Source organism: Pseudonocardia sp. Ae717_Ps2 (assembly GCF_001932475.1).
Taxonomy (GTDB): Bacteria; Actinomycetota; Actinomycetes; order Mycobacteriales; family Pseudonocardiaceae; genus Pseudonocardia.
Genome location: NZ_MCIS01000001.1, coordinates 355,959 through 376,772 on the forward strand (window position 1 = coordinate 355,959; position 20,814 = coordinate 376,772).

Annotated in this window: 21 protein-coding genes; 12 read left to right on the forward strand and 9 right to left on the reverse strand. The window is 71.2% G+C overall.

Annotated features, from left to right (window positions below):
- Positions 1-134: 134 nt before the first annotated feature.
- The 3 genes from Ae717Ps2_RS01785 to Ae717Ps2_RS01795 form a co-directional block, all read right to left on the reverse strand.
- Entirely contained in the window at positions 135-1,379 is a 1,245-nt protein-coding gene (locus Ae717Ps2_RS01785) for a cytochrome P450 (protein WP_075308486.1), read from the reverse strand.
- A 163-nt stretch (positions 1,380-1,542) separates the two neighbouring features.
- The gene (locus Ae717Ps2_RS01790; RefSeq protein ID WP_075332935.1) at positions 1,543-2,229 is read right to left on the reverse strand and encodes a TetR/AcrR family transcriptional regulator; all 687 of its coding nucleotides are present in this window, start codon (positions 2,227-2,229) and stop codon (positions 1,543-1,545) included.
- A 179-nt stretch (positions 2,230-2,408) separates the two neighbouring features.
- Complete coding sequence (locus Ae717Ps2_RS01795) at positions 2,409-2,660, reverse strand: winged helix DNA-binding protein (RefSeq protein ID WP_020624221.1); 252 nt, start codon at positions 2,658-2,660, stop codon at positions 2,409-2,411.
- Positions 2,661-2,938: 278 nt separating this feature from the next.
- Here Ae717Ps2_RS01795 and Ae717Ps2_RS01800 point away from each other — a divergent pair, with 278 nt between their 5' ends.
- The 3 genes from Ae717Ps2_RS01800 (at position 2,939) to Ae717Ps2_RS01810 (ending at position 7,882) form a co-directional block, all read left to right on the forward strand.
- Positions 2,939-4,516, forward strand: a complete 1,578-nt coding sequence (locus Ae717Ps2_RS01800) for a proton-conducting transporter membrane subunit (RefSeq protein WP_075308482.1) — start codon at positions 2,939-2,941, stop codon at positions 4,514-4,516.
- A gap of 103 nt (positions 4,517-4,619) precedes the next feature.
- Complete coding sequence (locus Ae717Ps2_RS01805) at positions 4,620-7,247, forward strand: DUF2309 domain-containing protein (RefSeq protein WP_075332937.1); 2,628 nt, start codon at positions 4,620-4,622, stop codon at positions 7,245-7,247.
- Positions 7,248-7,348: 101 nt separating this feature from the next.
- Positions 7,349-7,882, forward strand: a complete 534-nt coding sequence (locus Ae717Ps2_RS01810; RefSeq protein ID WP_075308480.1) for a hypothetical protein — start codon at positions 7,349-7,351, stop codon at positions 7,880-7,882.
- 60 nt (positions 7,883-7,942) lie between these two features.
- Here Ae717Ps2_RS01810 and Ae717Ps2_RS01815 read toward each other — a convergent pair whose 3' ends face one another.
- The 3 genes from Ae717Ps2_RS01815 to Ae717Ps2_RS01825 form a co-directional block, all read right to left on the reverse strand.
- A complete protein-coding gene (locus Ae717Ps2_RS01815; RefSeq protein WP_075308479.1) occupies positions 7,943-8,401 on the reverse strand; it encodes an SRPBCC family protein in 459 nt (152 codons plus the stop codon).
- Between the two features lie 88 nt (positions 8,402-8,489).
- The gene (locus Ae717Ps2_RS01820) at positions 8,490-9,467 is read right to left on the reverse strand and encodes a zinc-binding dehydrogenase (protein WP_075308478.1); all 978 of its coding nucleotides are present in this window, start codon (positions 9,465-9,467) and stop codon (positions 8,490-8,492) included.
- A 69-nt stretch (positions 9,468-9,536) separates the two neighbouring features.
- On the reverse strand, positions 9,537-10,442 hold the full coding sequence (locus Ae717Ps2_RS01825; RefSeq protein ID WP_233147409.1) for an SDR family NAD(P)-dependent oxidoreductase: 906 nt from the start codon (positions 10,440-10,442) through the stop codon (positions 9,537-9,539).
- Positions 10,443-10,656: 214 nt separating this feature from the next.
- Between Ae717Ps2_RS01825 and Ae717Ps2_RS01830 the strand changes: the two genes are divergently transcribed.
- Positions 10,657-11,343 (forward strand): TetR/AcrR family transcriptional regulator, encoded by a 687-nt coding sequence (locus tag Ae717Ps2_RS01830; RefSeq protein WP_075312420.1) that lies wholly within the window; start codon positions 10,657-10,659, stop codon positions 11,341-11,343.
- 247 nt (positions 11,344-11,590) lie between these two features.
- On the opposite strand, the gene Ae717Ps2_RS01835 is transcribed toward Ae717Ps2_RS01830, so the two are convergent.
- The 3 genes from Ae717Ps2_RS01835 to Ae717Ps2_RS01845 all read right to left on the reverse strand — a co-directional run bounded on the left by Ae717Ps2_RS01835 (position 11,591) and on the right by Ae717Ps2_RS01845 (position 14,672).
- Complete coding sequence (locus Ae717Ps2_RS01835; RefSeq protein WP_075332938.1) at positions 11,591-12,532, reverse strand: alpha/beta hydrolase; 942 nt, start codon at positions 12,530-12,532, stop codon at positions 11,591-11,593.
- A gap of 473 nt (positions 12,533-13,005) precedes the next feature.
- Positions 13,006-13,770 carry a hypothetical protein gene (locus tag Ae717Ps2_RS35885; RefSeq protein WP_139320156.1) on the reverse strand — a complete coding sequence of 255 codons (765 nt, stop codon included), beginning with the start codon at positions 13,768-13,770 and terminating at the stop codon, positions 13,006-13,008.
- A gap of 56 nt (positions 13,771-13,826) precedes the next feature.
- Positions 13,827-14,672: a transcriptional regulator gene (locus Ae717Ps2_RS01845; protein ID WP_075332940.1), complete on the reverse strand. Its 846-nt coding sequence runs from the start codon at positions 14,670-14,672 to the stop codon at positions 13,827-13,829.
- Between the two features lie 149 nt (positions 14,673-14,821).
- Between Ae717Ps2_RS01845 and Ae717Ps2_RS01850 the strand changes: the two genes are divergently transcribed.
- From Ae717Ps2_RS01850 to Ae717Ps2_RS01890, 8 genes are all read left to right on the forward strand, one after another.
- The gene (locus Ae717Ps2_RS01850; protein ID WP_075332941.1) at positions 14,822-15,034 is read left to right on the forward strand and encodes a hypothetical protein; all 213 of its coding nucleotides are present in this window, start codon (positions 14,822-14,824) and stop codon (positions 15,032-15,034) included.
- The gene (locus Ae717Ps2_RS01855; protein ID WP_143510274.1) at positions 15,031-15,420 is read left to right on the forward strand and encodes a hypothetical protein; all 390 of its coding nucleotides are present in this window, start codon (positions 15,031-15,033) and stop codon (positions 15,418-15,420) included. Before Ae717Ps2_RS01850 ends, Ae717Ps2_RS01855 begins: the two co-directional genes overlap by 4 nt.
- Entirely contained in the window at positions 15,417-15,719 is a 303-nt protein-coding gene (locus Ae717Ps2_RS01860) for a hypothetical protein (protein WP_075332943.1), read from the forward strand. Before Ae717Ps2_RS01855 ends, Ae717Ps2_RS01860 begins: the two co-directional genes overlap by 4 nt.
- Before the next feature lie 81 nt (positions 15,720-15,800).
- The gene (locus tag Ae717Ps2_RS01865) at positions 15,801-16,022 is read left to right on the forward strand and encodes a hypothetical protein (protein WP_075332944.1); all 222 of its coding nucleotides are present in this window, start codon (positions 15,801-15,803) and stop codon (positions 16,020-16,022) included.
- Between the two features lie 412 nt (positions 16,023-16,434).
- On the forward strand, positions 16,435-16,698 hold the full coding sequence (locus tag Ae717Ps2_RS01875; protein ID WP_075332946.1) for a hypothetical protein: 264 nt from the start codon (positions 16,435-16,437) through the stop codon (positions 16,696-16,698).
- Positions 16,695-17,186 carry a hypothetical protein gene (locus Ae717Ps2_RS01880; protein WP_139320158.1) on the forward strand — a complete coding sequence of 164 codons (492 nt, stop codon included), beginning with the start codon at positions 16,695-16,697 and terminating at the stop codon, positions 17,184-17,186. The genes Ae717Ps2_RS01875 and Ae717Ps2_RS01880 overlap by 4 nt, the downstream gene beginning before the upstream one ends.
- Positions 17,187-17,212: 26 nt before the next feature.
- Positions 17,213-18,421 (forward strand): hypothetical protein, encoded by a 1,209-nt coding sequence (locus tag Ae717Ps2_RS01885; protein ID WP_075332948.1) that lies wholly within the window; start codon positions 17,213-17,215, stop codon positions 18,419-18,421.
- Between the two features lie 17 nt (positions 18,422-18,438).
- Complete coding sequence (locus Ae717Ps2_RS01890) at positions 18,439-20,766, forward strand: cell division protein FtsK (protein ID WP_075332949.1); 2,328 nt, start codon at positions 18,439-18,441, stop codon at positions 20,764-20,766.
- The last annotated feature ends 48 nt before the right edge of the window (positions 20,767-20,814 follow it).

Below are 20,814 nucleotides of genomic sequence, written 5' to 3' on the forward strand. Positions count from 1 at the left end.
AGGTCAATCGGACGGACCGTACGTGCGGTCGATCTGGCGGTGGGGCAGTGCCACACGACGTCGGGAGCCGAGTCGGCGGCGGAAGGCGGGCACCGGCGCGCTCGTCGCCTGCCCGGATCGGGGCTCGCCGCCGGTCAGGCGGCCGGCCCGAGCATCACGGGCAGCTCGCGGTAGCCGTTGATGAAGTGGGAGCGGAACCGGGTGGGCTCACCGGCCACGCGCAGCTCGGGGAAGCGGGCGAACAGGCGCCCGAGCAGCACCCGCGCCTCCATCCGCGCGAGGCTGCTGCCCAGGCAGAAGTGGGCGCCCACTCCGAAGGCCAGGTGCTGGGTGGGGTTGCGGTCGATGTCGAAGCGCTCCGGGTTCGGGAAGACGGCCTCGTCCCGGTTGGCGGAGGCGTAGAAGATCACGACCTTGTCCCCGGCCGTGATCTCCTGCCCGCCGAGCCGGGCGTCGGCCACCGCCGTGCGCCGGAACTGGATCACCGGCGGATGGAAGCGCAGGATCTCCTCGATCGCCGGCTTGAGCAGGTCGGGCTCCGCGCGCAGCCGGGCCCACTGGTCGGGGTGCGCGTCGAGGGTGAGGACGGCCCCGGTGAGCAGGTTCCGGGTGGTCTCGTTGCCGGCGATCATCAGGAGCTGGAAGAAGCGCTGCAGCTCGTCGAGGGTGAGCCGCTCTCCGTCGACCTCGGCGTTGACGATCAGGCTCCACACGTCGTCGCCCGGATGCGCTCGCCGGATCTCCGTCTGCCTCTCGGCGTAGGCGAACATCTCCATGAACGCGGCGAGGAAGGCCGGCCGCCCGCCGTAGGCCGGGTCGTCCAGGCCGACCATCCGGTTGGTCCAGCTGTAGAGCAGGTGACGATCCTCGGCCGGCACGCCCAGCAGCTCGGCCAGGACGAACAGCGGCAACTCCGACGACACCTGCTCGACGAGGTCGATCTCGGTGTCGGGCGCCAGCCCGTCGACGATCTGCGCGGCGTAGCGGTCCATGGACTCGAACATCCCGTTGACCATTCTCGGGGTGAAGACCTTGCTGACGATCTTGCGCAGCTTCGAGTGGTCCGGCGGGTCGATGTTGAGCATCATCTGCTGCAGCGCAGCGAGATCGCGCGGGCGCTGATCGCGCAGGAACGTGGCGCCGGCGTGCGAGGAGTAGATCTCCGGGTGCCGGGAGACCTCGACGACGTCGGCGTGTCGGGTCACCGCCCAGAAGCCGGGACCGCCGTCGAAGCCCTCGTAGGCGGGCTCTTCGACCCACGCGACCGGTGCCTCGCGCCGGAGTCGGGCGAACTCCGGGTAGGGCAGCCCGGCGGCGTAGGTGTCGGGATGGCCGAGGTCGACATCCGCGGTCGGCACCGCTGTCTTCGTTGACGCCACGTGGTACTCCAGAAATTGACCGTCCGTACGGTCACTTTATGGTGCGACATCGGTGATCGGAAGGCAAGCTGTACCTCGTCGGCGGTTCAGGCGGTCGGTGAATCCCGGTCGGAGTTCGACGCCGGGTGTTCGCGGATCCGGGCCAGGGTGCTGCGCGCAGGTCTCAGGAGGCCTGTGCGGAATCCTCCGGCACGACCGCGTCGCGGACCGCCTCGCGCATGGATCGCGCGGCCGTTCCCTCGGCGGAGGCCAGGTCGGGCAGGGCGCTGCGGTCGACGAGCAGGCCCCCGAGCGCCAGGTCCACCAGGGCCGTCCCGATCTCCTCCACCGACTTGCTGCCCTCCGGGGTGAACCAGGTCCAGGCCCACTGTGCGGACCCGAACATCAGCAGGGCGTCGACTCCGGCGTCCACCGGGCGGAACACCTGGGAGTCGACGCCCGCCTGGATCACCCCGCGCACCCGGGCGAGGTAGCGCTCTCGCAGCTCCCGGCCCTTCGCCATCGCCGGCTCGTCCGCGAGACGGGCGATCTCTCGCTGGAACGCGACCGTCGCTGTCCGGTCCTCCACCTGGTAGTAGACGAAGGCGTGCAGGATCGCCGCGAGTTGGGTCTCCGGCTGGTTCAGGCGCTTCAGGATGAGCTCCAGCTCGGCGATCCTGCGCTCCATGTAGGACTCGTGCAGGGCGGCGAGAATGCGTTCCTTGGTGCGGAAGTGGTGCACGATCGTGCCCTTCGACACCCCGATCTCGGCGGCCACGGTGCCGAAGTTCGTGCCGTCGTACCCGACCTCCGCGATGTGCCGCGTGAAGGCGTCGAGGATCTCCGCGTAGCGGCCTGCGCATCGAGGCATGTGTCGCGTCTCCCGCCGTCATGTGTCGCCGTGCGCAGGGCGCGCTCGGGTCTCCCGAGCTTAACCGTACGAGCGGTCGGGTCGGGTTCGCCGACGTGTCCCGACGACGCGGGCTCGCTGCTCGTCATGCCGCGTGGTCGGTGCGAACCGTGCGCCCGTGCAGGGGCGCACGGCGGGCGTCACGCGACGTCGCCGGACCGGGCGTCGATGCCGGTGAGCAGGGTGACGAGCTGCCCGATGGCGGTGTCGCGGTCCATCGGGTGCCGCAGCGGTACGTCCGGGTGCAGCCGGTAGCGGTTGCCCCGTCCCTGGCGCGTGCGCTCCAGGTAACCCGCCTCGACCAGGTCGGCCACGATGCGCTGCGCCGCCCGCTCGGTGATGCCCACCATGTCGGCCACGTCGCGCAGTCGCGCCTCCGGGTCCCGCACCACGCACAGCAGTACGTGGGCGTGGTTTGTCAGAAACGTCCACCCCTGCATGGCATCCACTGTACCGACCCCGAGGTAACGCTTGTCACGCTTCCCAATACGCGTCATCTGTGTCGTACTAACCATGTCGCGTATTAGAACACGTGTAAACGACAGCGTGCTTGGGAGGTGGGTGTCATGGGCGACGACGAGATGGCGCACCTGTGCGGGACCGTGCCGGGGGCGTCCGGTCGGGTGGCTGACGCCGAGACGGCGCGCTCGGATCGGGAAGGTGCGCGGGGATGACGGGGATGATGCTGCTCGCCGTCGTGGCCGTACCCGCCGTCGCGGCCGCGGCCGGGTCGTTCCGGTGGCTGCGGGGTCGGGCACCCGTGCTGGGCGCCGCAGCGGCGCTGGTGGCCACCGCACTGGCGGGAGTGCTGGCCGTGACGGTGATGGTCGGCGGGCCGGTCGACATGGTGCTGGCCGACCCCGACGGGCAGGCACGGGCCGGGCTGGTCGTCGACCACGTCGGCGCGGTCGTGCTGTTGCTGGTGTGCACGGTCAGCGCCGTGGTCCAGGCCTTCGCCCGCCGCTACCTGCACGGTGACCCGGCTGCGGCCCGCTTCGTCGTCGCGGCGGGGGCACTGACCGCTGCGACCGCGGCGATGGTGACCGCGGCGACCCTGGTCACCCTCGCGGTGGCGTGGACGCTGAGCGGGGCGATCCTGTGCCGGCTGGTGGGCATGTACCGCCCGGCGCCCTCGGCCGTCGAGGCCACCCGCCGCACCGCACGCGCGTTCCTCGTGGGGGACGTCGTGCTGTGGCTCGGGGTCGGTCTCGCGGTCCTGTCGTGGGGGGATCTCGATCTGCGTCACCAGGACGACGCCGCCGTCGGCGGCGTGGTGGGCACGGTGGTGGCCTGTTCGCTGGTGATCGCCGCGGCCGTGCGGTGCGCGCAGATGCCCTGGCACCGCTGGCTGCCCGCGACCCTGGCGGCGCCGACCCCGGTGTCGGCGATGCTGCACGCCGGTGTGGTCAACGCCGGCGGGGTGCTGCTGGTGAAGCTGTCGCCGATCGTCGGCGCGTCGCCGGTCGCGACGCACCTGGCGTTCGCCTTCGGAGCCGTCAGCGTCGTGGCCGCCACCACGATCATGCTCGCTCGCCCCGACATCAAGGGTGCGCTGGTGCACTCCACGATCGGCCAGATGGGGTTCATGCTCGTCACCTGCGGGCTCGGCCTCTACGCCGCGACGGTGGTGCACCTGGTGGCACACGGGCTGTTCAAGGCGGCACTGTTCCTCGGCTCGGGGACCGCGGTGCAGCGCCATGTGACCCACACCCTGGCTCCACCCGCGCCTCGGCTGACTCGTGCGCGGACGGTGCAGGTCGCAGTGGTCGCCGGGGCCGTCGCCGTCGCGGCGGTGGGGGTCGCGGCCTGGTTGCTCCCGCTGCATGCCGGCAGCGCGGCGTTGCTGGTCTTCGCCGCGGTCACCGCCGCGCGGCTGGCGTGGGGCTGGCTGCGTCGTCACCCGACCCCCGGTGCCCTGGTCGCGGCCATGATCGTGGTGCCGGGTGCGGCCGTGGCATACCTGGCCGTGGTGGACGCGGTCACCGTGATCCTCGCGCCGAGCCTGCCCGCGATGGAGCCCGCCGCGGTGTCGGCCTGGGCCCTGGTGGCCGTGCTCGCCGTGCTGGTGACGGCGGCGCTGCTGTTCCAGCTGGCGCCCGCGATCGGTCTCGGCCCCTGGCGCGATCGCCTGTACGTGGCGGCGCTGTCCGCCGGCCAGCAGCGCACGCCGACCACCGCCCCGACGCACCTGCCGCGGCCGGTACCGGTCCCACGACCGGCGCCTCGGCCGGAAGGGGCGCGGGCATGACCCGCCGTTCACCGGCCGCTGGGCGCAGACGGCGCTTCCGGTTCCCCACGCCCGCACAGATCGCCGACGGTCCCGTCGTGCTCGCTCAGAAGGGTTCGCAGCCATGACCACCAGCCCCGCCACCGATCTGGACCTCGATGCGGTGACCGACGTCGTCACGCGGGCGGAAGCAGTGCGTGCCGAGATCGCCGACGCGGCCGCGTTCCTGGCCTCGACCTGGCCATTGGCCGACTTCATCGCCGTCAACCCGTTGTTCGGCCTGCTGGACCGCCCGTTCACCGAGGCGGCCACCCACGCCGGGGACCTGCTGGGCGCGCGAGCCACCCCGGACGAGACCTGGCTGCGGGCCGCGTGGCAGCGCGGCCGGATCACCGACGACGACCTGCGCGCTGCGCTGACCCGCCGCCACCCCGCGGTGCTGCGGCGGAGGCCGCTCACCCTCGGAGACCGTGTCCACGACCCGGTCGACCTGCTGCTGGCCGACCTGCAGCGGGGCATCGCCTGCCCCCCGCCGCACCGGCGGGCACGCACCGCCGCAGAGGCACTGGCCCCCGACCTCGCCGGTCTGCTCGACACCCACACGATCCAGTGGTGCTCGGCCTTCCTGGACGAGGGCCAGGCCACCTGGCGGATGCCGGGCCGTGACCGCGGCTTCTACCCCGCGTGGCGAGCACTGGCCGCCCATGACACGACCCTGCCCCGGCCGGTGCGGGAGCGGCTGCGGCACCTGCCCGAGCGCGCCGAGGAAGCGATCCTGGAGGCGCTGGCCGCGCTCGGTGTCCCGGACGACCGGAGGACCCACTACCTGCAGGCCCACCTGACCCGTCTCCCCGGCTTCGCCGCCCACGTCCGGTGGCGCGGGGAGCAGGCGGACGAGGGCATCGACCTCGTCGACTACCTCGCGCTGCGGTTGAGCGCCGAAGCCGCGATGCTCGCCAGCACCCATTCCCACGGCACCGCCTGGGCCCTGGCCCGCACCGACCGGTCCGAGGTCGGGCAGGCCACCGTCGATCCGCTCGGCCGGGCCCAGCACCTGCTGTCGGCGTTGGAGATCACGGGTACCGACGCCGCCCAGCGCACCGCGCTGGCGGAGCTCCTCGACGAGCTGCCGGTGCGTCAGCGGGCACTCGTCTGGCTGGACGCCTACGAGGACCACTACCGCAGCCGGCTGCTGCGCCTCCTCGACCGCCCCCTGCCCGAGCAGCCCGACGCCCGGCCGCAGGCGCAGGTGGTGTGCTGCATCGACCCTCGTTCCGAAGGGCTGCGCCGGCACCTGGAGACCCTCGGGAACTACCGGACCCTGGGCTTCGCCGGGTTCTTCGCCGTCGCCATGCGGTACCGCGACCTCGCCGGGGGCACCGCGCGGGCCCAGTGCCCCGGCCCGATCGCTCCCCGGCACACCGTCACCGAGCTTCCCTCTCCCGGCCGGCAGCGGGCGGCCGAACGGTCACTGGCCGGGCGGCGGGTCCTCGCCGCGGCCGAGAACTCCCTGCACGCCGCCAAGGACGACCTGGTGGCGCCGTTCGTGCTCGCCGAAGCCGCCGGGTGGCTGGCCGGACCACTGGCCGCGGCCAAGACCTTCGCCCCCGGTGCCGCCGGTGCCGCCCGCTCGTGGTGGGCCCGCCGCATCGCTCCCGCCCCGCAGACCGAGATCTCGGTCGCCGACGACCTCACCGTCGCCGAACGGGCCGCGACCGCCGAGACGATGCTGACGTTGATGGGCCTGACCGGCGGCTTCGCACGGCTGGTGGTGCTCTGCGGGCACGGTGCGCACACCGACAACAACCCGTACCAGGCGGCACTGGACTGCGGCGCCTGCGGCGGCCACCCCGGAGGCCCCAACGCCCGCACCGCCGCAGCCCTGCTGAACGATCCGCAGGTCCGCCTGCACCTGGCCGACCACGGCATCTCCGTCCCCGGTGACACCTGGTTCGTCGCGGCCGAGCACGACACCACCACCGACACCGTCCGCCTGCTCGACACCCACCTCCTGCCCGACACCCACCGCCCCGACGTCGACGCACTCACCGCCGACCTCCGCACGGCCGGTGCCTGGCTGGCCGCGGAACGGTGCGCCGTCCTGCCGGGAGCCCCGGTGCGCGCCCAGCCCCGGCGCGCGGCACGCCACACCCGTGCCAGGGCCCGGGACTGGGCCCAGGTCTTCCCGGAGTGGGGGCTCGCCGACAACGCCGCCTTCATGATCGCGCCCCGCGCTCGCACCCGCGGCGTCGATCTGCGGAGCCGGGTGTTCCTCCACGACTACGACGCCGACCTCGACCCGACCGGCTCCGTCCTGGAGACCATCCTCACCGCGCCGCTGGTCGTCGCGCACTGGATCAACAGCCAGTACTACTTCGCCGCCGTCGACCAGGACGCCTTCGGCGCGGGCAGCAAGGCCCTGCACAACGTCGTCGGCGGTGGCCTGGGGGTGATGTCCGGTCCCACCAGCGACCTCCGCGCCGGCTTGCCCTGGCAGTCCCTGACCGACGGACACCACGTCCGGCACGAGCCGCAACGTCTGCTCGCCCTCGTGCAGGCGCCGTTGTCCAGGCTGGACACCCTCATCGCCCGCCACACGGTGCTGCGCCAGATGTTCGGCAACGACTGGGTCGCCCTCGCCGCACAGGAGCACGCCGACGGCCCGTGGCACCGCTACACCCCCGGTGGGTGGCAGCCCTGGCATCCCGGTACCGACGCCCCGGCCGCGACGCCCCGCGCAGCCCACCCGTAGCCGCCGCGCCCGGGCTCCCTCGGGCCGCGCCGTCCGCGATGCCCGGCGCGGCCCGTCCCGGGGCTCGAGTGACCGAACGACATGAAGGAAGAGAGGGTCCGATGACCGCGCTTCTCCTGATCCCGAGCGTGGCCCATGCGGAGACCGCCGTCGAGCAGGCGAGTGAGTACTGGGTCCACCAGCGGCGCTACCGCGGTGACCCGGCCCGCAACGACGCCCTGCTCGGCATCTGGGTCCGCCGCGAGCTCGACGCCGACCTGCCGGCGCTGTGTCCCGGCGACGACTGCGGGACCGACACCGTCGAGGGCTCCTCGGCAGGGGATCCGTCCGTGGTGCCGGTGGGAATCCGCACGTCCTCCGCGGTGTCGGGGCTGTGGTCGATGTGCTGGCTGGACGGCCCCGCCCTGCGCGATGCGCACGACCCCCATCAGCGACGGCGCCGGATCCTCGATCTCCTGGTGCAGCCGGCCGCAGCCGTGTGCAGCACGCCGGGAGAGTTCTTCCCGGTCTTCGCACGGACCGACTCCCGGGAGTGCATCGACGCCCATCTCACCGAACTCGGCAGCCGCTATCCGTACCTGATCGCGTCGCAGTGGTACGTGGACGACCCGGAGCAGGGCATCAGCGCCCGATGAACCAGTGTGATGCGCTGCCACGACGAGCAGTCATCGGGCCGGCGGCCTGCCAGGAGCTGGTCAGGAGGGGTCTCGCCGATCGGCGAACGCCGTTTCGATCGTCTCCTTCATGAGTGCCACGGTGGTACGCATGGTGCTGGTGGCGTAGTCGACGACCGACGCGGGCGCGAACTCGGTGGTCCAGACGAGATGCACTCCCTCCTCGTCCTCGCGCACGGTCTGTGACCCCAGGTGGTGCGTCAGCGGCCCGCCCTCGGTCGCTCGGTAGGTGAGCCTTCGTGCGCCATCGTCGACCTCGACGATGCGCTCGGTGATCTTCATGTCATCGGCGAACGTCACCGTCCTGCTGTCCGGTTCCCTTTCCACGTGCAGAGCGAATCCCGGGAGGAGCCGGGTGTCCACTGCATAGACATCGCGCACGGCATCCCACGCGAACTCCGCGCTGGCATCGACGACGACATCGACCGTCACCGAACTCACGCCGGCTTCTTCGTAACGAACCTCCATGAGCAAGGTCATGGTGTTCCTCCTTCTCTCTTCTGATCGTCTGCTGCGGTGCGGGCCGTCACCGGCCCGGGTCGGTGCGGCTGGTGCTCCCCGGGGAACGTCAGGGCACCATCACGACCCGGCCGATTCGGCCGCGCTGCTCGGCGTAGCGGTGCGCGGCCGCAGCGTCGGCCAAGGGGAAGACGCGGTCGATCACGGCTTCCAGCTCGCCGTTCGCGATGCGGCGGACGAGGTCCGCCATGTACGCGTGGACCCGGGGCTCATGGAGAAGGGAGGCGAGCCCTACTCCGTGGAGCGTCGTGTTGCTGCGGATCAGGTTCACGACGTCGACCGTGCTCTCTTCGCGGGAAGCCGTGCCCAGCGGGACGATGTGCCCGCCGTGACGGGTGGCCTCGATCAGCTGCTGGAGCAGCGATCCCCCCACACAGTCGACGGCCAGGTCGACACCGCGACCGCCGGTCAGGGCCAGGACACGGTCACGGACGTTCTCGCCTCGGTAGTCGATTCCCTCGTCGAGGCCGTAACGACGCAGCTCCTCGAACCGCGCCGGGTTCGACGCGCTCCCGATCACGCGGGCACCCGCCGTCTTGGCGAGCTGCATCGCTGCCAGCCCGACCCCGCTGGCCGCCCCCTGCACCAGCACGGTGTCGCCGCTCGTGAGACGGCCGCGCTCGAACAGCGCCTCGTAGGCGGTCGAGAAGGTGACCGGCACCACGGCCGCCGCCTTCGGATCGACACCGTCCGGCAGTACCCAGCAGTGCTCGGGACGTACGACGCGCAGTTCGGCGTGGGAACCGGCCGGCAGTCCATGGGCCTGCCCGAAAGCGCAGACCTTCTGGCCGACCTCCAAGCCCGTGACCGCGGAGCCCACCGCCACGACCTCACCGGCACTGCTGTAACCGAGGACGAACCCGTCCGCCGGAGGGGGGACGAGGAGACGGCACATCAGGTCGCCGCCCTCGATGCTGATGGCCTCCGTCCTGACCAGAACCTCGTCGGTGCCGGGGACGGGGTCCGGCACGTCCTCGCAACTGAGCACTTCGGGGCCGCCGTTGCGGCGGTAGACAGCTGCCTTCACTCTTCAGGGCCTCTCTGGGGGTTGGGACGGCCGGCGGCAACGCCCTGCGGCGAATGCCGTGTCGGTCGACTACGGGTGGCCGTGGGCGCGCTCGGAGACGGGGGCCCATGCATCCCAGGTGGACAGGCGCGCGGCGTAGTGGCTGCGGACCTTGGGCAGGGCCGACTTGCCCAGAATCAGCCGGAGCGGGGGCTCGGCGGCATCGACCGCTGCCAGCACGGCCGGCGGCGTGGCGGCGGGGTCGCCGACGGCCGCGGGGTCGAAGTCCGCGTACAGGGCCTGGCGGGCCTCGTCGTAGGCGGGGTTCTCGGGTGACGCCTTGAGGGAGGTGGGGGACGAGAACTCGGTGGCATAGGGCCCGGGTTCGATGATGGTGACCTTGATGCCGAGGTGGGCGACTTCCTTCGACAGGGCCTCCATCATCCCTTCCAGCGCCCACTTGGGGGCGTTGTACAGACCGAGGGTCGCCTCACCCATCAGTCCGCCCTGGCTGGACACCGCCAGGACATGGCCGCCTCCCTGCGCGCGCAGGAAGGGAAGCGCCGCCTGCGTCACCCAGAGCGTCCCGAGCAGGTTGGTGTCGAGCAGCTCCCGCACATCGGCCTCCTGGACCTCCTCGAGGGCACCGCGGAGGCCGTGACCGGCGTTGTTGACGATCACGTCGAGTCGTCCGAAGTGGTCGTGGGCGGCGGCCACGGCGTCGAACACGGCGCCGCGCCGGGTGACGTCCAGCGGCAGGACCAGCAAGGAGCTGGGGTACGCCGCGGCCAGCGCCTCGAGCCTGCTGTCGTCGCGCGCGGTCGCGGCGACCTTGTCGCCCCGCTGTAGCGCGGCCTCTGCCCACAGCCGGCCGAAGCCGCGTGAGCAACCGGTGATGAACCAGACCTTCTCGGTCATGTGTGTCTCCTGTTCTTGTAGCGGGGTCCCGTCGGTGCCGGCCGCGTCGAACCCCTCCGGACCGGTGTTGGCGCTCATGCCGCCGCTCCTCCCAGGACGGACGGGGGGTTCGAGAGGGGCGAGGGCATGGCCGTTCCTCTCCACCGTCGACTAACAGTGTTAGTCGTTCTGCTCGTTAGACTAACACTGTTAACCGAAAGATGTGGAGGGGCATCCTCCCGGCGCTGCGGCGCCGGGCCATACGGCAGGAGCCCGGGCGGGCACATACGGTGCACACGGCGAGGAGGTGGCCATGGAGCAACAGGTCAGACGGGTGCCCAATGTGCGGGGCGAGGGGGAACGGCTACGGCAGGAGATCCTCGACGCGGCGACCCGCATCCTGGAGGAGACGGGACGCGAGGACGCGCTCTCCCTGCGAGGAGTGGCCCGCGAGGTCGGCATCTCAGCGCCCAGCGTCTATCTGCACTTCAAGGACAAGACCGAACTGGTCGCCACCGTGCTCGACGCCGCCTACTGGGCGCTGGCCGCAGCGATGGGCGAGGCGGGGAAAGCGGCCGCCGCGGCCGGCGCCGCCCCGTGGGAGCGGATAGGCGCCACCGCCGCCGCCTACCGCAGATTCGCCATCGACAAGCCCCGTCGGTACCGGCTGATGTTCAGCCTGGAATACGAACCCGAGCGTCAGTCCTCCGCCGACACCCCTCTCGGCACCGTGCTCCAGGCGTGGACCCACGCCGTGGACACCTATCTCGCGGCGATCGCGCCCGGCCGGCGATCGGAGGCGGAGACCATCGGCATCCACCTGTGGACCGCCTCGCACGGCCAACTGGTCCTCTGGCACACCCTGCCAGGTCACCACACCAGCAGCGAGGACATCCTGATCGAACTGGAACAGTCGTTGCTGCACCGGCTGCTGCCCATACCGGCCCCTCAGCCCTCGACCCCGACGCTCGACGCCGCACACAGCCGGCAAGGCAGTTGAGAACGCCGCACCGGACTGCGATGCGGTCCTCGTCACCCGGCGCTCCGGCGTCAGGTGTGATGGGGGAGGGGTACGAGCACGCCTTTCGCCAGCTGGGCGGTCCTCGCAGCGGTCGGAGGATCCCGGGGATGCCGCATCTCGGCGGCCCGGAGTCGGCTTCCGTGCGCAGCCATCAGGCTCGAACGGCAGCCCCGGGTGCTTCGGGCATGGCTACCGGCGTGCGGACGCATGCCACATCGGAACAGGGCTACGCGTCGTTGCTCGGCTTCGGGGGGACGTGGCGGTGCAGGAACTCCACCTGGTCTGCGACGACGGTGCTGAACAGGGGTTCGACGTAGGGGTCGAAATGGCCCCCGTCGTAGATGCGAACGGTCGAGTTCGGGATCCGGGCCGCTGCGCTCTCGGCGACTCGTCGGGGGGTGATCGTGTCCTGCGCGACGATCTGGACCAGGACCGGGCACTCGATGTTCCCGGCCCAGCGCCGGGGCGAGTAGAAGCCGATCTTCAGCGCGATGCGGGCTGCGACGGTGGCCGGGTAGTCGTCCTCGGTCAGCCCCGACTCGCGCAGGAGCGTGAGCATGCCGGGGCGGGCGTCGGGGGAGGTCATCATCGCCGTGTGGCCAGGAGGGCCGACACTGTCGATGAGGACGGGCTCACGACCCAGCCGAGCGGCAACCGCGTCACGGACGCCCGCTGCCGCTGCCCGGAGGGCGGCTCGGGGCTCTGCTGATCTCACCGCTGCCGGGCCGCTGACGTGCGGTACCTGGGCGATCACGGCAGCGAGCGGTTCTCCCCGGCCGGCGATGGTGATGACGTGGCCACCGGCGAACGAGGTCCCCCATGCCACGACGCGGTCGCGGTCGACTCCGTCGAGAGAACGGGCGAAGCGGAGAGCGGCGCGCCAGTCCTCGTGCTGCATGCCGATGTCGAGGAGCTGGCGTGGTTCGCCCCCGCTCTCGCCGAAGCCCCGGTAGTCGAAGACCACGACGACGTACCCGGCGGCGGCGAAGCGTTCGGCGTAGGCGTAGAGGCGCAGCGCGCGTGGTGAACCGAATCCGTGCGCCATGACGACGACGGGCGGTTCGTGGTCGGCGGTGGTCGGCCGGTAGACGCGGGCCGCGCACCGTGTGCCACCGGAGTCGAACCACTCGTCCGACGTTGTGAACGTGGCGCCGAACGGCTCAGTCACGGTGTTCCCCTCGACCGGTCGACAGCCTTGTTGATCAGTGATCACGAACGTAGCCAGCTCGAGAACGCCGTGCAAGATCAGGTGTCCTGTGCCGTGTAGCCGCTGTTCTCGCGATCGTGGGACCAAGCCCTCCGAGATCATCGAAGGAACGGCAGCACCAGACACGATCAGCTCCTCGCCAGGTTGCTCCTGGTGAGGGGCTGGTTCTGCTAGTGCCCCCGGCAGGATTCGAACCTGCGGCACCCGCTTTAGGAGCAGGGGAGCGTGTGCAGCTCCGTTGCTGCTCTGACTTGCGGAGACGGCCTCTCTCGCCCGCCATGGGGTCCTTCGTAGGCACGTATTGGGCACAGATGCTGTCCGGGGCCAGTTCAGTCTGAGTGACTGTCACCCGGCTGTCACTCCGACTGTCACTGCCGTTTCAGCAGGTCAGGTAGGCACTTGTGACATAGTGACAAGAAGAGTGTGGGGGTGAGTCACCGCCACTGGACGTACGCAGCCGTCGCATCATCACTGTTCTTGAGGCGCGGCCACCGCGCACCGTTCGGGTCATCGTGCTCGATCGTGCGAACCGTGTTGATCAGCTCGTCCGGTCCTTTCTCGTGCATGAGGTCGAGTGCTTCACGCCAGGTGCGAGCGTGGAATGTGTCGACGACGCGGCTGGCTCCATCGCTGAGTAGAGCTGCCCGGATTACTGAGTCCGCTGGGACCGAGCCTACGACCGCTTGACTCGCGGCTCGTGGATCCCCACCTGCTATCCAGTAGCCGCCATCGGCGTTACGAAGCGGCTTCTGCGCGGCGATGAGGTTCGATACTGCATGTTTTTGTTCGGGAGACCCCAAGGGGTGTCGCAGCGCCTCCTTGTGCTCTTTTCGAGAGAAGTGATCCACTCTGTCATCTGTGTGAAATTCAATACCTACAGTCGTCTCTATGGCTATCCGAGCGTCGGCCAGTACGAGGAATTGCACTTCCTGTGTGGAGCTGTGGTAGTGAAGTATTGCGACGGTTGCAGAAGGTGAACCGGGATGCTCGGTATTGCACCCTGGATGCCTGGATGCGACGTCAGTAATAGCGATAGAGAGGGCACTTCTCAGGTCGCGCTCGTCACTGCTGACGATTTCGAGCAAGCGGGAGCCAAGCTGATTGACGAACCACGGCGTTCCGTGCTTGCAGCCTGAGCGGGCGCCAGCTGCGGAGCTGAGGCCGTCGAGCAGGACGACGCTGTTCAGCGAAGCGCCCACCCAGTCTTCGTTCTCGCGTCCCGGGTCCCCCTGTTGGGTAGCCATTGACGCGCGCATCAGGCTTGGCCTCGGTCGCCGCGGTACAGGGGTGAGACCTGCTCGCTGGCTGTGATCGCCAGTGTCTTCGGGGCGAAGGTGCATTCGATCAGAGTGGAGAACCGCCCCTTCCTGACTTCGCGGTAGAGCTGAGCCATGTTGTGCTCAAGATAGTGGACAACGCCGGGAGCGCCGACGGCATGGATTCCGGCGATGTAGAGGAAGTGTCCGTTCCCGTCCAGGCGTGGTAGCCGGCCGAGGTAGGCGACATCCCGGGGTTCACCTGAGTCCATTGGTGAGCGATAGGTTTTTCCTGAGGCCAGGTCGACGAGATGCCACCCCTTTTCGTCCTCGCGGAACTTTAGATTCGGGTCAGACTCAAGAAGTTGGTTGATGATCGGCGACAGTCGAGGCCCGCAGACGACAATCAAATTGTCCCGGTTTAGATCGAGGAAGCCGGGCGGCTCGATTACCTCAGACTCTGCGCTCAGCTCCATCCCTGCGGCCATCTTGTGGAGTGCGTTGTATGCCGCAAGGTCTTCCTGGGCTAGAACTCGTCCAGAGCCGCGCTTGTTGGCCTCCTGCTTTCCTCCAAGCGCAATTGTGAGAGGACCGGATCCGAGGAACGCTCGCTCGGCTGGTGGTCCGGCCTTGACGATCTGGCCGATGCGGGCCCGGGTTGTTCCGAGAAGTTCGGCCACCTCCTTCTGGAGCATGCCGCCGGCGAGAAGTTCCTCGACCGCTTCACGCCGAATGCGCCCTGCTTCCTTCTGGGCGTCGTTGAACTCGGTCACGAGTCGACTCGCGACCGTGGCCCGTTCTCTTGGGTCGGCGATCTCGCCGGCCCGAACGACCTCGCTGTGCATCGTGGCCACCTCCGGGGCTAGGGGTCTTGCCTAGCGTAGCGCGAGAGGGGTTGCGCTCGGCGTGGTCGTCCGTCTACCTTCTGTGAGGCAAGTCCTCTTGCCTCGACGTAAGGGGGGTTGCATAAGGCGGAAGCGAGGAGCGGAGCGAGATGACAAAGCGTCCCGTTGAGCTGGCGGACTGCACGGTGCCGCTGGCCGAGGAGGAGGTCAGTGCGCTGCACGCGTACTGGGAGCAGGTTCTGGCGGAGGTATGGGGCGTGTCGCCCGAGGTGCCGGCGGCTCGTCGTTCGGTGGCGCCGGTCGTCGAGCTGCGTAGGCAGTCGATGGCCGGCGCTGTTCTGCGTGGAGGTGAGGCGGCGTGATCACGGTGGTGAATGCGCGGGAGCGGCGGGTTCTGGATCGGGTTCGTTCGGAGGTGCTCTACAGCGGGGTGCTCGCCCTGGTGCTGGCCGGGACGGCCGTGTTGGCGGGACTGGTGGTGGCGTCGGGTTCGGTCTCGTTCGGCTCGTGGGTCGTCGAGTCGTGGGCGTGGCTGGTGCCGGGGTTCCTGCTCGGTGGGGTCTACGACTTCGCTGGTGAGGCGGTCTCTGGGCTGCGGGAGCTGCGCCGGTTGCGTCGGGACTCGGCGTATCTGACGGCGATGGTCGCGGTCGACGCGGTCGACGCGGCCGAGGAGCGGGCGGAGTTCGTCCGCCTCGGCGGCCGGGACGACGAGGACGAGCAGCCGCCGGCGGGTGGTCGGTCGTGACCGGGCGGCTGGACCGCGAGGTCGAGCGGGCGGCGGCGAAGGCGTCGCGTGAGCGTCGGGCCCGGACCGTGCGGCCGGGGTGGTGGGTCTACAGCCCCGCGTTCGTCGGCTGGTCGTGGCGTCAGGTCACGAAGGTCTCGCTGTTCGGTGACCACGAGCGCTTGCAGGTGCGGCTGGACCTGGTCGACCTGGCGGGCAAGACCTCGTACGTGAAGACCTCCGCGAACGCGCCGGCGTGGTGCGTGTCGCCGTCGGTAGCCGAGCGGGTCGGGCTCGTGGCGGGTGAGCGCCGGCGCTGACCGGCCCCCGGTGGGGTGTGGCGGGGTCGTCCCGGTGAGACGTAATCGAAAGATCCACTTTGGACAGACAGGAGAACGGTGATGGGTTGGTTGTCGAGCACGGCGAAGGGCGGCGCCCGGATGGGTCGTGAGGCCGTGCGCCGGGAGGTGGAGGCGGCACAGCACGCCAAGCACCACAAGCGGGGCCGCCACACCGACCGGCCTGCGGGGACGGTCTGGTGCCGGTTCTGCGGGGTCAAGGTCCGTTCGGCGCTGGGCGATGTGTGCTCGCATCGCCGCTGCCAGCAGCGGGCGGCCCTGTGATGGGCGCGCCGGGGATGCGGGTGCGGGCCCGCTGCACCGTCTGCCGGCGGGCGTTCGAGCTGTCGGGCGATGGCGGTCCGGAGCCGCGGACGTGTCACCGGCACGGGTGCCGGCGCCGTTCAGGTGGGTCGCGGTGAGCGCGTTGAGCCGGCCGCCGCGGGCTCGGGCGGCGTACTCGCACCGGTTGTGCCCGGGGCGGGCCTACTACCGGACCCGGGACCAGGCCGACGAGGCCAGGCAGTGGATGGGTGGGGTCCCGACCGCGTGCAGCCGCTGCGGCGGGTTCCACCTGCCGATCCCGCGTCCGGGGCGATAGCTGCGCCTGGCCCGGCGGGACCACTCCGGGAAGAGATCACCCCGCCGGGCCAGGCAGTGCCCCTTCATCCAGCAAGCCAGACGAAAGGAGAGCGTGATGCTAGTCGACCTCGACGACACCGGCCGGTGCCCGACCGCGGCGACGTGCGCCGGGTGCGGTACCGGGCAGGGCGAGTTGACGGTGGTGACCGCCGGGAGCGGGGCCGGGGTGCTGTGCGTGTCACTGTGCCCGGACTGCCTGACCGACGACCTGGCCGTGCCCGGTCCGGCGGCGGCGCGCGGGGTGGCCGAGCACTGCGGCCACCTCGACATCGCCCTGTCCGACATGGACGCCGTGCTGGAGTCGGGGTGGTCGTGGTGAGTCGGGCGACGGCCCGGGACCGGGTGGCGCAGGCCCGGGCCGAGGGGATCAGCAGTGAGGTCTTGGCGGTCGCGGCGCACGAGGTCGGGCACGGGGTCGCGTTCGCTGCTGCCGGCTACGTCGCGGGGCCGGCGCGGATGAGATTCGGTTGGTTGCTCGGCTCGCCCTACGACGCCGGATGCAAGGTCGGGCCTCCGTCGACGACCAAGCGCACCGCGCCGGGGCTGCTGGTCGGCTACGCCGCTGGCAACGCTGCGCAGCGGCTGTTCACTGACCGCTACCTGGGCTGGTTCGGCGGAGCGGGGAACGGTTCGTATGGCGACCGTTCCCTGTTTGCCGAGACCGAGTCCTACTGGGAGAGCGGGCTCTCTTGGGAGCAGGCCGAACGGCGCGCGAAGACGCTGCTGCGGCCCCGCCTGGACCGGATCGCCGTTCTGGCTGTCGACCTCGCCCGCACCGGGCATCTACCCCGCGGCTCGTTCCGCTGACCCTCTGACCAGGGAGGAGACTGATCGTGTCTGGCACCAACGACTACGCACAGCGGCGCCGCGACGACCGCGCCGTGGCCGCCGAGCAGGCCCGTAAGGATGCCGCTGCGGCGGCGGATCGGGCCCTGCGCGCGGAGGCCGTGCGCGCCGAGCTCGCCGAGCGACGCCGCACCGAGCAGGCTGCCCGCCGCGCCGAGGCCAAGGCCGCCGCCGGTGCCCGGGCCGCGGCCCGCCGGGCCGCGGCCGGCGCCTGGATCGCCGCCCACCGGGTGGACCTGCTGATCTACCCGCTTGCTGTCGCGTCGGCGGCGATGGCGATCCCGGCCATGGCCACCTACGGCATGCAGCTCTACGGCGGCCCGACCGGCGCGGTCCTGCCGGTGCTGTCCGAGTTGGGGATGTGGGCGTTCGCTCTGGCCGTCCAGTCGCGGCGCCGGCAGGACCCGGCGGCGCCGGTGTGGTCGTTGCAGGTCGGGGTCTGGTCGTTCGCTGCGGTCGCGGCCGGGTTGAACCTCGCTCACGGCCTGGACGCCGGCCTGTCGGCCGGCCTGGTCATGGGTGTCGTGTCGGTGGCCGGGGTGGTCGCTCACCAGCTCGTCACCGCCGGCCCCCGCCGGCCGCGCCGAGCGCGTCGGACTCGCGAGCAGCGGGCCGCGGACCGTAAGACGCGTCGTGCGCGCCGTGCCGCGCTGGATGCCGCGGTCGCGGAGATCGACGCCGACGGCGGTGCCCGGCTGGTCATTGCTCCGGGCACCTACCGGATCCAGCGCGGCCGGTTTGGGCGGGTGCGGCTGGCCCCGCACACCACCCCCGGGCTCCCGGTCGCTGATGGTGGGGCTGCGGAGGATCTGGCGGCGGAGATCGGTGCCTGGCTCGCCGAGCAGCCGAGCGTCCCGGGCCCGTCGGTTGACGACGCCGCCGGCGGGCCCGGGAACCAGACCGAGGAGCACCGCGAGGACGGCGACCGGCCGGAGGGGCACGGCGTCGGCACGCTCGACCGCCCCGCGGGACGACCCGCCCGGCGCCGTACCCATCGGGTGCCGCGGGCCCGGTCGCTGGATCAGCTCCGCGCGGAGCTGGCCGCCGCGATCGCTTCCGGAGAGGTCGATCCGTCCTCGGCGGAGTCGATCCGCACCACCCTGCGCTGTGCCCCCGCACGGGCTCGCGCACTGCGCGACGAGCACACCACCACCACCACCGACACGACGACCGATCAGGACGGTGACCAGCGATGATCGAGGGGAATCGAGACATGAACACCGACCCGGACCACGACGAGCACGCCGAGGCGATCGAGGGGGTTCGACCCCGCCACACCAGTGCCGATGAGCACGGGCGCCGGCCCCCGGCCGGACGCCGCCGCGGCGCGGACGCCCCGACCGTGGTCGACGGTGAGGTTGTCGACGGCGAGCCCATCGAGCGCGACGACGGTGGTGTTGGGTCGGCTGAGGTGGTCTCGGCCGAGCGGGGTCCGCGGCGGGCGGCTCGTCGGGCTGGCGGGGTGGTGCGCGCCGGGACGCACGTGATCACCACCGCGGCCGGTGGGCCGGTGCGCCGCGTCGGTGCGGCGACGGTCGCGGGGGCGAAGGCCGCGCCGAAGGTGACCGCGCGGGCGGCGGTGACCACGGTGGCCGGGTACGGCTCGTTGACCCGGCGGGCGGTCGCGGCGGCGACCCACGGCGGGGCGCGTGAGCAGATCCGGGCCGCTCGCGCCGCCGGGGACGCCACGGCGGCGGCGGAGTGGATCGAGCGCCTGGACACGCTCAAGGACCACCGTGCGCAGCGGTTGCGGGACCTTCCCCGACAGGTACTGGCCGTGTTGCAGGTGGCCGGGATCGCACTGGCCGTGCTCGGTCTGCTGCTGGTGTCCGGTGGGGTCGTGTCGTGGTTGGCCCCAGGCGGGTTCGGTTGGACCTCGTGGTGGGACATGGTCGGGGCGGTCATCCGGTTCGCCACCGCCGCGGTCACCGTCGCAGCGACGGCCGCGCTGTGGGCGGCGATCCCCGCGCTGGTGCTGGCCGGCTGGTGGGAGGGCCGCCGACACACCGCCGGCCCGACCTGGCTGGCCACTGCCGGCGACGCCGAGGTGGACGCGATGATCGATGAGACCACGATCGCCCGCGCCCTGGACGCGCTGCGCATCGCCCAGATCAGCGCGTACCTCAAGGCCGGCACGCCGTTGCAGTTCCTGACCCCGACCCGGGTGGACGGGCGCGGCACCCACGCGGTGATCCGGTTGCCTGCCGGGGTCCCCGCCGAGCGGATCGCGCGGCGCCGCGCGGACCTGGCCACCGGGTTGCACCGGCTGGCGAAGGAAGTGTGGCCGACCACCGGCGCCGAAGCCGGGATCCTGGACCTGTGGGTCGCCGACAAGGGCGCACTGGCCGAGGGTGCCGGGGCATACCCGCTGCTCGACGACGCCGGCACGGTGGACGTGTTCAAGGGCGTCCCGTTCGGCCGGAACCTGCGTGGCACCCCGGTCGTGGCGCCGCTGATGGAGCGCAACACCCTTACCGGCGGGATGCCCGGACAGGGCAAGTCCTCGGCCGCGCGGGTCATGATGGCCGGCGCCGCCCTGGACCCCACCGCTGAGCTGCGGATCTGGGTGCCCGATGCCAACTTCGACTTCGAGGCGTTCCGCCCCCGCTGCTCGCGCTACGTCATGGGCGCCGAGGACGAGCGCATCGCCGAGATCGCCGAGCACCTGCGCGAGCTGCATGCCGAGGTCCAGACCCGCGGTGAGCTGCTGGTCCGCTACGAGATCCCCGCGGTGACCCGCGAGTACGCCTCCAAGGGCGTCGGTCTGCACCCGCTGTTCTGCCTGCTGGAGGAGGCCCACGTCGCGATCCAGCACCCTACCCACGGGGCGGAGGTGGCGAAGCTGATCGTCGACATCATGCGCCTGGGCCGTAAGCGCGGGATCCACCTGATCCTGTCCACCCAGGCCCCGACGAAGGACTCCATGCCCCGCGACGCGACCCGCAACGCCTCGAACGGCATCGCCTTCGCCGTCGGTGACCACGTCGCCAACGACGCCCTGCTCGGCCAGGGCGCCTACACCGCCGGGCACCGCGCCACCGAGCTGATCCCTGGCGTGGACCGGGGGACGGCGGTGGTCAAGGGGTTCTCCGGGCAGCGCTCGGAGATCGTGCAGGTCTACTTCCTGTCCGTGGACAAGGACACCCCGGTCGGGGACCAGGTCACCCCGCTGATCGAACGCGCCCTCGACGCGATCGAGCGCCGCGGCAAGGGCCTGCCCGGCGCCGGCCGCCCCGGTCCGCAGGTCCAGGTGCAGCAGCCGCGGGACCTGCTCGACGACCTCGACGCTGTCCTCGGTGAGGAGCCCGTGCGCACCGCCGACGTGCCTGCGCTGCTGGCCCGTCACGCACCCGGCCACCAGCCCTACCAGGCCATGACCGGAAAGGCCCTGCGCGAGGCCCTGGCGGCCGAGTTTGGGATCAAGGTGCCCTCCACCGGGAACCGCTGGCCCCTCGATCCCATCACCGTCCGTGATGCCCAGGTGCGGCGGGCGACCGCTGACCTCGACGACGACCAGGACCTCGACCGCAGCCACGAGTGAACCGGGCCCGGTCCGGGCTGACAGCGCCCCAGGCGGGCCACCCGGGCC